10 protein-coding genes are annotated in these 12,169 nt (G+C 51.0%); 4 read left to right on the plus strand and 6 right to left on the minus strand.

The genetic code is table 11. The annotated features are described in order from the left end of the window. Positions 1-45: 45 nt before the first annotated feature. Together KHS78_RS15630 and KHS78_RS15635 are read right to left on the minus strand one after the other, a co-directional pair. Positions 46-786, minus strand: a complete 741-nt coding sequence (locus tag KHS78_RS15630; RefSeq protein WP_211829407.1) for a replication protein P — start codon at positions 784-786, stop codon at positions 46-48. Then, positions 692-1,126: a DnaT-like ssDNA-binding domain-containing protein gene (locus KHS78_RS15635; RefSeq protein ID WP_211829408.1), complete on the minus strand. Its 435-nt coding sequence runs from the start codon at positions 1,124-1,126 to the stop codon at positions 692-694. Before KHS78_RS15635 ends, KHS78_RS15630 begins: the two co-directional genes overlap by 95 nt. A 315-nt stretch (positions 1,127-1,441) precedes the next feature. Between KHS78_RS15635 and KHS78_RS15640 the strand changes: the two genes are divergently transcribed. The 3 genes from KHS78_RS15640 to metG all read left to right on the plus strand — a co-directional run bounded on the left by KHS78_RS15640 (position 1,442) and on the right by metG (position 5,307). Then, the gene (locus KHS78_RS15640; protein WP_211829409.1) at positions 1,442-1,966 is read left to right on the plus strand and encodes a hypothetical protein; all 525 of its coding nucleotides are present in this window, start codon (positions 1,442-1,444) and stop codon (positions 1,964-1,966) included. A gap of 213 nt (positions 1,967-2,179) precedes the next feature. Continuing rightward, positions 2,180-2,908 (plus strand): mannan-binding lectin, encoded by a 729-nt coding sequence (locus tag KHS78_RS15645; RefSeq protein WP_211829410.1) that lies wholly within the window; start codon positions 2,180-2,182, stop codon positions 2,906-2,908. Between the two features lie 326 nt (positions 2,909-3,234). Then, positions 3,235-5,307 (plus strand): methionine--tRNA ligase, encoded by a 2,073-nt coding sequence (metG, locus tag KHS78_RS15650; RefSeq protein ID WP_211829411.1) that lies wholly within the window; start codon positions 3,235-3,237, stop codon positions 5,305-5,307. 116 nt (positions 5,308-5,423) lie between these two features. On the opposite strand, the gene KHS78_RS15655 is transcribed toward metG, so the two are convergent. From KHS78_RS15655 to KHS78_RS15670, 4 genes are all read right to left on the minus strand, one after another. Beyond that, positions 5,424-7,463 carry a hypothetical protein gene (locus tag KHS78_RS15655; RefSeq protein WP_211829412.1) on the minus strand — a complete coding sequence of 680 codons (2,040 nt, stop codon included), beginning with the start codon at positions 7,461-7,463 and terminating at the stop codon, positions 5,424-5,426. A 1,023-nt stretch (positions 7,464-8,486) separates the two neighbouring features. Continuing rightward, positions 8,487-8,843 carry a PBPRA1643 family SWIM/SEC-C metal-binding motif protein gene (locus KHS78_RS15660; protein ID WP_211829413.1) on the minus strand — a complete coding sequence of 119 codons (357 nt, stop codon included), beginning with the start codon at positions 8,841-8,843 and terminating at the stop codon, positions 8,487-8,489. A gap of 562 nt (positions 8,844-9,405) precedes the next feature. Then, the gene (locus KHS78_RS15665; protein ID WP_211829414.1) at positions 9,406-10,005 is read right to left on the minus strand and encodes an FMN-dependent NADH-azoreductase; all 600 of its coding nucleotides are present in this window, start codon (positions 10,003-10,005) and stop codon (positions 9,406-9,408) included. 136 nt (positions 10,006-10,141) lie between these two features. Beyond that, on the minus strand, positions 10,142-11,074 hold the full coding sequence (locus tag KHS78_RS15670) for a LysR family transcriptional regulator (RefSeq protein ID WP_211829415.1): 933 nt from the start codon (positions 11,072-11,074) through the stop codon (positions 10,142-10,144). Positions 11,075-11,196: 122 nt separating this feature from the next. Here KHS78_RS15670 and KHS78_RS15675 point away from each other — a divergent pair, with 122 nt between their 5' ends. Beyond that, a complete protein-coding gene (locus tag KHS78_RS15675) occupies positions 11,197-12,081 on the plus strand; it encodes a DMT family transporter (RefSeq protein WP_211829416.1) in 885 nt (294 codons plus the stop codon). Positions 12,082-12,169: the final 88 nt, after the last annotated feature.

The raw sequence follows: 12,169 nt of genomic DNA on the forward strand, positions 1-12,169 counted from the left end.
CTCATGCGCTGGCCGCTCACCGGTCCAGCACAACAACCCTGCGGATTAGCCCCGGGATAATTTGTCCTTGATGGACAAAAAGGCCGCGCGACCGCCTTTCGGGTCGATCCCCTGTTCTTTCATCAGTGCCTGCTGCTGTTTCCGGGCAGCCTCTTCGGCGCAGTCGGTACTCGACCGGGTCTGGGTATTTTCCAGTGCACGGGTAATGTCTGCTTCCAGGTCTTCGCCATCCAGCACCCGGTTGCAGAGAATCTCGTAGTTCCGCTCAAAGACAGGTAAAGCGGTTTGCTGGGGTTCGCCACGAATCATAAACCACCCGGTCTCCCGAGCAGCGAGATATACTGCCAGATGTGACCAACCATAATCCCGGCTCTGGGATGACGCATTGCAGGCTTCGTAATACGCCTGCAGTGGCTCCTTCAACCCATATTCATCAAACCGCAGCTTGCACAGCTCCCGGATATCCGCGAGATCCGGGAAGAAACGGGTGTTATCAATGGCTTTCTTGGCGGCCCGCAGGATCCGGCGGGGACTGAACTCCTTGAGCGATTGCAACCAGACACTCTTGGCCCGCGCCTGGTCTTCCGCCGAGGGAAACGCACGCCGGAATTTCAGCGGAAACGCATCTTCCAGCAGGGTGAACAGGGTATTGATGGCGTACTCGTGCTCGCGACCGGGACGGACTGAGGACTCAGTCTTCGTCGAGGTCGATTCGGTACGCGTCTGACCAGCTCGTGTCAGTGAGCTTTTCAGCTGTTGATCGATGACTTTCCCGGCCTCCTTCACTCTGCTGACGCCTCCACTGATAAATGACATGATTCTTGAAACGGTTCTGCCAGGCCTTGCGGCCTTCCCCCGTCTCCAGCCAGTACAGCTTGAAATCCGGCAACTGGGCGAGGGTGAACTCCGGCGGAATGCCGTGGTGTAACTGCAAAAACTGAATATACCTTGAGTCCGGCTCAAAGTCTTCCGGCAAGGGTTGCACGCGTGCACCCTCTCTCACTTCGCGGTTCTCGGCAAACACCGGATGCGTCGGCGAGTCATCACCGCCTTCATCCATGATCTGGAACAGCGGCTTGTCCTGCTCGTAGGCCCTGCGACCCGGCGCCTTATAGCCTTTTGACATCAGTAAACCATAACCCCTGACAGCACTCCGGCCGTCTTGACTGTTACTTTAACTATAAACGTTCATTCTACTTCGGTGGGTTAGACCGGCGCCATAGTATTTTCCCGACACTGTCGATACCTGCCACAGCCCCGGTGAAACGGCTGTCGCTACTGCGCGTTACAATTACATCCCTGGGACAGACGGCTAAAAATCGTCCATTCTGTAGGAAACTTCTCCCTGGCCTGCCGGTCTAATGTCCTATCAGTGACACATTGGCCATCATCCGAAGTGGCCAACGCAGACAATTATCATCAGACCGATAGGACATGGAGAATGACAACAGAACGATACATATTTCACTCCCTGCTCTCAGTCATGCTGCTAGCACTGATAATGCCGGCACTCGTCTATGCCCTTCCTCCCTCGAAGGTCACATCCGCAGATAATGTCATGATAAAACTGGAGCATGACGGCTCGAATTACTATCGGTTCACGACCGGGGAATACAACTACCGTTTTCTTTGGGATGGCGGCCCAACCCAGCTGAAGATCCATGGCATTCTGGGGTATGACACCGAGGGTAACGTCATCGATTATGCGCCTGCGCAGGCATCCACAGAGGGTGTTCCTTCACCAGACGCTCAATTCTCCTTCAAGGGTGTCGGAAAGGCCCGCCATGCCAGCACGGATCTTTTTCAAATACCCGCCGCCTTTTACCTCAACAGGGAGATCCAACATATTGCCGTGGATTTTTCAGTGGTCGACGGCCGGATGAGTATTGGTCCCTGGCTTCCCATGACCGGCAACTGGGGTGATTCATCAGCAGTGCGTGAACATTTGAAACTCCTGCTATGGTAAGCAACATTAACATTCCATGCCTACAGTCAAGCTCGCACGCTTCAAGTGATCAGTCATAGCATTTTAACCCTACCTTCTTTAGAACTATCTAGCGGTAACGATTGTCAAAAAATATTCAGGAACAACGCCTGATAACACTTAACCACATGCTGTGCAGAAGAAACGTTCTGTTACAGCTTTTGATTCAATAAACAACAAAGGGGGATCAGTACAATGAATTCTTTCAAACAATGGATTAAACAATCCCTGTTAATTTGCACTCTAATCTCTACCGGTGCGAATGGCTCCCCCCCGAAGATTCAAAACTCAGCAACTGATGTGAAAATCAGCGTTGATAGCTCTGGAAACCGCTACTACTTTGCCGCGGGTAAATATGGTTACTACGGTTTATGGGACTACGGCCCTGTGGAGATGATTGTCCATTCCCTTCACGCCTATGATACCGAAGGTAACCGGGTTTTATCATCACCTCCGATAATAAGGGAAGGCGGATTTATTGGTTACATTCATCCTATGGCTGATGCAGAACTGAGATTTGAGGGTCAAGGCACAGCCCGCTACGCAACAACCACAAAAAGCATTTGGATTCCCAAAGAATTTTATGAAAATGAAAACATTGCGCATGTATCGGCAGAGTTCTCGGTTGTCGATGGCAGGATGAGCCTTGGCCCCTTGTGGCCAATGCTGACGGACTGGGGAAACGAATCATCAGTCCAGCCGTATGTAGAGCTCTTACTGTGGAGCAGAACCAAGGTTAAACGAGAGTTACAGATTATCACTACCCTGCATAATGATCCGGTATGGAATAGCCATGAGGCTCAATCCAGCTGCGCGCTGCGATGTTACAAGGAAGGAGCACTATGGACTGGCCGTTGGTGGACTACAGAGGTGGATCAACAATCAGCGTGTGAGTGCCAAAAGTACCTATTGGCTCCAGAATGAACCTAGGCCAACACCTCAGGATCGATGAGGACAACCATGCATATTAGCCGGTTATATCAGGAGATTGAAAGTGACCGACTGATATGTTTGGCAGAGATACCACCAAATCTGTCGCATAAAGCTCGAAGTCATACTTCACGTTTTGATAATAACCGTTACAGCAATAATGCAATCGACGTCCTCCATAAACATTTAAAGTGCTTTTTGATATCACACGGAAACGGGTCTTACGGCTAACAACAGTTTCCGTGTCTGCTGACAGCGGCATATAATGGCGGCTTTGCGCCTTATGCGCCCCCTGTAGACCGGAGCAAGTCTGATTCCCCATGTCTGATCAATGCAAAAAACGCAAAATCCTCGTCACCAGTGCCCTCCCGTATGCTAACGGTCCACTGCACATGGGTCATCTGGTGGAATACATTCAGACCGATATCTGGGCCCGGTTCCAGAAGCAGCGTGGCCATACCTGCACCTACGTCTGCGCCGATGACGCCCACGGCACCGCGATCAGCCTGCATGCCGAAAAGCAGGGCATGACACCGGAAGAGTCCGTTGCACTGATCAACAAGGAACGTATCCGGGATTTTGGCGAGTTCCACATTGCATTCGACAACTACTACAGCACCCATTCCGAGGAGAACCGGGTACTGTCCGAGTCCATCTACAAGGCACTGCGTGACAAGGGCCATATCGCCACCCGCAACATCGTCCAGGCCTATGACCCGGAAAAAAAGATGTTCCTGGCGGATCGCTACATCAAGGGCGAGTGCCCCAAGTGCGGCACACCGGACCAGTACGGCGACAACTGCGAGAAATGCGGTGCCACCTACACACCGGCCGAACTGAAAAACGCTTTTTCCACGATTTCCGGCGCCAAGCCGATCGACAAGGAATCCGAGCACTTTTTCTTCAAGCTGACTGACTTCCAGGGTTTCCTGAAAGACTGGACCCGCAGCGGCACCATCCAGCCCGAGATCGCCAACAAGCTGGCCGAGTGGCTGGACGCCGGCCTGCAGGACTGGGACATCTCCCGTGACGCCCCCTACTTCGGTTTTGAGATTCCTGACGCACCCGGTAAATACTTCTACGTCTGGCTGGATGCTCCCATCGGCTACATGGCCAGCTTCCAGAACCTGTGCAACCGCCGTGACGATCTCAATTTCGACGAATACTGGAAAGCCGACAGCGATTGTGAAGTGCACCACTTCATCGGCAAGGATATCGTTAACTTCCACTGCCTGTTCTGGCCCGCCATGCTGTCCGGCGCCAACTACCGCACCCCGACCAAGGTCAGCGTGCACGGCTACCTGACCGTCAATGGCGAGAAGATGTCCAAATCCCGCGGCACCTTCATCACAGCGCGGACATATCTGGACCACCTGAACCCGGAATACCTGCGTTACTACTACGCTGCCAAGCTCTCCAGCCGGATTGATGACCTGGACCTGAATCTGGAAGACTTTATCCAGCGGGTAAACAGTGACCTGGTCGGCAAGGTGGTCAACATTGCCAGCCGTAACGCCGGCTTCATCCACAAGCGGTTTGACGGCATGCTGTCCGCCAACGACGCCGCCCCGGCATTGACCAAAGCATTCATGGCTGCCAGCGAAACCATCGCCGAGCACTATGAAAACCGGGAATTCGGCAAGGCCATGCGGGAAGTTATGGCGCTGGCTGACCAAGCCAATGCCTGGATAGATGAGGTCAAACCCTGGGTGATCGCCAAGGAAGAAGGCAAGGATCAGGAACTGCACGACATTTGCACCGCCGGCATCAACCTGTTCCGCCTGCTGCTGATCTACCTCAAGCCTGTGCTCCCGGCAATGACTGAAAATGCTGAAGCCTTCCTGCAGTGCGGTGAACTGAGCTGGGATGATAGCCAGACCCTACTACTGAACCATAAGATCAACAAATTCAAGCCGTTGATGACCCGCGTGGAAAGCGACCGGGTCAACGGGATGATTGACGCCAGTAAGGAGGCTTTAAAAATGGCCGACGCCAAGACCGATATGCCAGCAGAGGACACTGTTGAAGACACCACCGGCAAATGGCTGAAAGAAGAACCCATCGCCGAGCAGATCGAATTCGGTGATTTTGCCAAGGTGGATCTGCGCATTGCCAAAATCGTCAATGCGGAACACGTGGAAGGTGCTGACAAGCTGATCCAGCTCACTCTGGATATCGGTGGTGAAACCCGCAATGTCTTTGCCGGCATCAAGGCGGCCTACAGCCCCGAAGCCCTGGTTGGCAAACACACCGTCATGGTAGCCAACCTGAAGCCACGCAAAATGAAGTTTGGCATGAGCGAAGGGATGGTGCTGGCTGCCGGCCCCGGTGGCGCTGACCTGTGGATTCTGGAACCCCATGATGGTGCTGAGCCTGGAATGCGGGTGATGTAGTAAGCCCACTTACAAATAAAAGACAAGAGGCTAATCGAACCATTGATTACGCCTCTTATCTCAATTCCTATCATTCTTTATGTACGATATATCGAAAGTATCAGGCATCTTACAATTTATTTGCTCTCATCAATTTGCAGTTTTTCGCTACCAGAACTACTTACTGAAGAAACATCAGGCTCATAGATTGTTTCACACGCCCGGGCCAATATATCCAAGTTTCCAACTGAAGAGTCAGAATGCTCAGCCCTACCCCTCATGCCTGCCCGAGAAAGGTGTTGAGGCGCTTGATGGGATAAAGCCGCGCCAGACTGTTCCTTGAGGAACGAATCAGAATCAGCTTGCAGTGTAGCTAGAATCGATGAGGATTGTCCCTCCCCAGATTCGCCCAAAAGACCTTTCAATAATCGATCTTTCTCAGTATACGTTGCTGGCTCCGTACGCTTTTCCAGGATACCTCTCAGCATTGGGCTCTCTTCAGAACCCCCTGCTACTGAAAAACTTGCCTGGCCATGCTGTCCAGAGGAACGACTCTCTTTCTCACTGGCTACAGTATCATCAACATATTTTTCTTCTGCAGATGGACGACGTATTACTATAGCCGGAACCGACAGCCGCTCTTTTTCTCCCTCCGGCATTAAAGATTCAAGGCTTTGTTTTTTTGCACTCTTTTTACCCTTTCCTTTTTTAGACTTGCCCTTACCCTTTTTCGCTGTTGCTGATTTATCTTCAACAGTGCTTAATTCAGCCTGTATCAGTCCGCGCTTCTCTTCCTCTAAAGAAAGCACGGAAAACGGTTGACTAAGACCGAGGCTGGGCAAGTTTTGGGATGGCTGTATGAGTGGTAATTCAGATTCTCTTGACACATTTTGAATGTGCAATGACATTGAAGTATTACTCGCCTCAGATTCCAACCTCTTTTTTTCCTCTTCCAATTCCATGCGCCTTCTCCGTTTCTTTCCGAGGGTACTTTCAGCTCCCGGATAAGACAATGACCTCTGAAATTCTTGTTGCGCAGGCACTTTTAAAGCCGTGCTACTTTCATCTCTAGCAGTATAAATACCGACATCCAGGCTTCTCAGAGTCGTTGGAGCGGTATCAGCTTCACCTTCAAAGCACGGGGCACCTTCCCACCGGCTCAATCCGAGTTGAGAGCTTCTCTCAATCCACGATGTCGAGCCAGACGAGGGGTCTCCCGCTTCTTGATCACTGGTTGTGGCTACAGGTATTCCAGAAATATTACCTGATTGGCTAACCTGTGATGCTTGCTTTTTCAGCACCCGCTCAAAAAAAACATTTTCGGCGTCTTTTTTGGGAATATTATAAAGTCTCTGAAGTGATTCAAACATGAGGTTTCTTATGCCATCAAGAGTATCACATGTCTCGTTTATCACCTTTCCACGCGATGCAGCCGTAAGCGAAGCAGTGCCAACTATCGATAGGTCGGTTTCTACAGGCTTTGTCACTGATACGCCTGTGTCTAAAGTTGCTATCTTGGCCTTTTTTATCTCTGGCTCTGGAGGTGAAAACACCGCGCCCTGACTTTCACTGCTCGCTACGAGGGGCTGACTCGCTGATGATGTCACAGTAGCAGAAGCCACTGCGGTGTTTCTGCCATGAGACTGCCCTACAAAAGCTGACTGATGAGGAAATCTATAGTGAGCACTTGTCGATTGAAGCATTGCCGCACTGACAGTAGTCAAGCCCCCGAACGGATTTCCATAACCTTGATATGGCTGCAAGCTACCTGATAATCCAGAAGGCATAGCTGCCTGCTTTGCTGGATATGGATCGCTTTTTGGTAAGCGACCTTTTTGAGCGTAAGGCTTTTGCCTACCGCGTGAAGCCTGAACCCTTGACGGCTCTGAACGCTGACGGGGTTGATGCGAATGCATAGCCGCCGGTTCATAAGCCCCAGTCCCACCACTTGACCGCACATAAGACGGATCGCTGTAATGTGCTGACATAGACTGCGGCGTAGCTAAAGCCTGATCACTGGATTGCCAAAAGCGATGAAGAGGCTCTGATTGCCCTGCATGGGTTTGCTGCATAGACGGAAGAGTCGGTCCTGCCCTTCCTGAACTATGGACTGGCATCTCCTGGGAAATACCAGGAGGAATAGGCATGGAACTGACTGACGCAGCTTGTCTATGCATCATAGGCATCCGCGGCGCCATTGATCCCTGAGCCGCCCAAAGTGGAGGATAATATGGAGACTGATCTGAATAGGGATGTACAGAATAGCGATAAGGGCCCATTTGCGGATGTATATTACTGCCAGAAGAAAGCTGACCTCCCCTTCCCCGCGAGCTTGCTGTCATTAGATGATGCGGACGGACTTGCCTTTGATCTCCACTATAGCCACCCCGATTCTCTGGAAAACTCATACCACTAACTACTCCCGTTTATTTAATTGCACAAATCAATACACTCTGACTATCAAATCCAAATGTAAAAACTGACATAATTTATTACAGGTCAATCCACTTGACCTGAAAAATGACACAATTAATCACCTTGATATGACTTCCGCCGGTCAAATTAAGTTCACAACGATTTAATAAATTATTCCTGTTGCGCCATACACGAACACTATTGTTAGCAATATTTATTGCAGTGCGAATAAAAAGTGAATTCTCGCTAATGATAGTGAGTGGATAATAACAACAGTTTAATTATCCAATAAAAAACAGACAGGGGAAGTCTGCGCCAATAACGCTGTTTACAACCTGATGGAGTAGAGGGTATAGAATGATAGCGCTTTACTGCATAGGGACAATTTAACTTTTCGAATTCGGCAAAACGCTATCCTCAGTATGGCCTCCCATACTTAAGCCTTCTGCATAGATTAATTATCCTTCCGTCAGCCCCAGAAAACCGAGACACATACACACATTTTGTCTGGTTATTTTTCTGTGCGCCCTGGAACATACCGCCACGGGCAGCCACAATCCTGATTTTCGTGGCACCGTCCAGCAACCCAATCGCCCGACTTCAGTGCACTTATTAAGGTGACACCGGCACGGGCGACAGGGTCAAACAAGGCTTTCAGGATCGAAGCGCACTGAAGTCATACCTTGGCATTCCAATAGCCAGGGAGCCAGCCTGACGAACTACTTCAATCAGCAGATCTGAAGTAAGAGAGAACTGCCTCCTGTTTCAGCGTACCCTGTTCAGACTCAGGCGCCGCAGCACTTCTTATACTTCTTCCCGCTGTCGCATAGGCACGGATCGTTACGCGAGGGAAGCTTCTCGTTGACCTGAGTTGTTGCCGTGTTAATCAAGGCGTCCAGCTGGCAGGTATCTTCTGGCTCTTCTTCAGAGACAACGATATCAACCACGATATTGTGCGCTTTGGCGAGCGCCAGCAGCTCTTCCTCACGCGCTTCGGTCTGGACCAAGACTTTGGCCGGACTGGTCTCTGTGCCTACGCGAACCACTTTTTTGGAGGTGTAACCCGTGCCGCGGTTGTCCTGCATATTGACGCGACTACCTTTGTAAAAAAACTTTGACATGATGTTCAGGGTGCTTTGCAAGTGAATTCTGGTGCATTATACAGGATTTCACGGAAAGCATCCGTGATAATAATGGCGGATGAATAAGGGTATCTACACTTTTGAAGTGCCGTCTCAAAGATCCTGTTCGGTAGCGTTTTTATTTTTCTGTTTGAAGTTAGCATTTACATATATTCAAGTATTAACTTTTAGTGAATCCGAGAACACTTGAATAACAGGATATATGAATAAGTGATTTATACTGAGGCCGTTCTACTCGTTCTACTCGTTTTACAGTGCTACCTTCTATCGCCGCCGGAAGGCCACTCATGATCGTTGTTTTATGTCTTGGCTCTAAATGCCACTCGTTATGAAACTCATCAATAACGCCCTCGCCAACCCCATCACGCTTGGTAAAAGCTGTCCACTTTACTGGGTCATATGCCTCTACCGTGCTCATGAATTGATCTAACACTGAATGATGATCAGTAACGAATACTCATGAAGGTTACAATAAAAAAACGCAGACCGGGGCAATCTGCGTTAAAAGTGATCAACAGCATTGCTGTCAACACATTGGAGTAGGCAATGACGGGTTATCGATTTAAATCATCGCAGCGATTTGTCCTCTGGCATTCTGCAAGGCTTCATCCTTACTATCACCGCCCATGCTTAAACCTTCCGCATAAACGAACTGCACATCCGTGAGCCCAAGAAAACCGAGGAACAAACGCACATAGTCTGTCTGGGTATCCTTTGGCGTTCCCTGATACAAGCCCCCACGAGCGGCGACAACCCTGACTTTCGTCGCGCTGTCCAACAGGCCAACCGGACCCGTTTCAGTATATTTGAAAGTCACGCCAGCCCGTGCAATGTGATCAAACCAGGCTTTCAGGGTCGACGGCACGCTGAAGTTATACATCGGCAACCCAATAACCAACGTGTCAGCCTGGCGGACTTCTTCAATCAACTGATCCGAGTAAGCCACAACAACATCCTGTTCCGGCGTCCGCTGCTCAGGCGCTGCCAGAAACGCACCGAAGCGGAAACCATCCAGATGGGGCACAGGCTCCACCGAAAAATCCCGAGTCACCACGTCGCCCTCTGGGTGACGGGCCTGCCATTCACTGACAAAGTGATCAGCCAGCTGAGTGGACTGGGAATCCTGACCAAAAATCCCGGCATTAATCTGCAGCAGTTTCATCGTTGTAATAGCTCCCTGAACGGTTCATTGGGTCGTCTTGAATCTCACACTGCCTATTATCTATCGTTTTTTTCTATTTAAAATCACACAATATCTGATAAAACCTTCGACAAATTCGAAACCAATAACCATCACATCAACTCACCGCCAGTGCCAGACCATCCGCTACCTGCAGCAACTGCGCCCGCAGCCACTCCAACCCCTTGTCGCCAGCCTGCACGGGATGCCAGGCAAGCATATGGCGAAACCAGGGAGGATTGTCCGGTAAAGTATGAACATGAAAACCATAGTATTGGGCAAAATAGCGTGCAACGGCGGTCGGCAAGGCAACCAGCCAGTCGCCGGTCTGCAACAGCGGAGGCACGGCGATAAACCCCGGTACGCGAATACCAACATTACGCTCAATACCTCGCTGCCGACACCAGTCGTCCATGATGACCTGACTGTGCCCCCAGGGGGATGGGTAAATAAATGCCCTTTCCTGGAGCGTATCCAGGGGCAGTTCATCCTCCGCATTCACCAGTGGGCTGGCAGACAGGATTTCCAACTGCTCCGTCAGAAAGGGACAACTGGACAATTTATCCGACAAATGCACCGGCTGCTCAAAACCGATAACCAGGTCCACATGCTGCCGCTCCAGTTCGTGCTCATAATCACTCGCCGACATTTCTGACACATCCAACCGAACACCGGGCGCCACCGCAGCCAGCCGAATCAGCAGAGCCGGCAGGATGATCAGTTCAAAGTAACTGCCCGCGGCGATCCGGAATACCCGCTGACTGGTTTCAGGATCGAAATCAGGTTCCCGCTCCAGGCTCTGCTCCAGCAGCTGCATGGAATCGCGGATCTGCTGCGCCATGGCCTGGGCCCGTGGCGTCGGCAACATGCCACTGCGGGTTGAGACAAATAACGGATCCCCCAGTCCTTCCCGGAGCCTGGCCAGTGAATGACTGATAGTTGACTGCGACAGGTGCAGCTGCCGCGCGACCCGGCTGACACTGCGCTCACGCATCAGCAGGTCAAAAATCCGCAGCAGGTTGAGGTCAAAGCGATGAAACAGGGAAGTCATGACGGAAACATCTCGGGCAAACACAGCTATCGAAATCAAGCATATCACAATGCTGAGTATTCATTTTATTCATTTCTATGGGCGCACTATCATCGCGCGCAGAATGCATCTGGATAAAAGTTATGTTTAAGAATCTGCTGTTTTTGCTTGGTATTGGCATGATCTGGGGCTCACAGTTCCTGTTCCAACAGATGGCTGTGGCTGACCTGCCTGCGGTCTGGGTTGGTGCTGGCCGGGCGCTGGTCGGCTGCGTGACCCTGCTGCTGGTCTGCCGCCTGCTCAATATCAAAAGCGAAAAAAACAACTGGAAAATGTATCACCTGGTGGGCTTCCTGGAAGCAACCCTGCCCTTTGTGCTCGTGGCCTGGGGACAGCAATACATGGATACGGCTGTCGCTGCCATCCTGATGGGTACCATCCCGTTCTTTACCATTTTACTGGCGCCGCTGCTGGTTGCCGGCGCCCGTATAACGGTGACCGGTATCACCAGTGTAATTGTTGGATTTGCCGGCCTGTTACTGCTGTTTTACCCGCAGCTGATGGCAGGTAGCAGTAATGGGTCATTGGTCGGTGCACTGGCCATCATCGGCGCCTCCGGCAGTTTCGCGATTGCATTGCTGATGCTCAAGCGTATTGAAGGCAGCCATCCCCTGATGGTGGCGCGAAACGTACTGTTGGCCGCCTCATCACAACTATTGGTCATTGCCAGCATCATGGTGCCACCTACCACCCTGTCACCCAGCGCTGACAGCCTGACTGCAGTGGTTTACCTGGGACTGATGTGTGCAGGTGTCGTTTACTTCCTGTACATGGTACTGATTCAGCGGGCCGGGCCGGTCTTCGCCTCCTTCAGCAACTACCTGGTCCCGTTGTTTGGCGTACTGCTGGGTGCAACCATTAATAACGAGATATTGCCGGGTACAACCTGGATCGCGTTGACCGTCATTCTGTCCGCTGTCGCGATCAATCAGTTCTTCAGCAGCAAACTGGAGCACGCTAAAGTCTGATAACAACTGGAAACAACGCTGACACAATAAAACTTGATGGGCTCGAATAGAGGTTTTTATACTGAGCGCACTTAAGGAAAACAATTGT

The organism is Kistimonas asteriae (assembly GCF_018263925.1).
Classification (GTDB): Bacteria; Pseudomonadota; Gammaproteobacteria; order Pseudomonadales; family Endozoicomonadaceae; genus Kistimonas; species Kistimonas asteriae.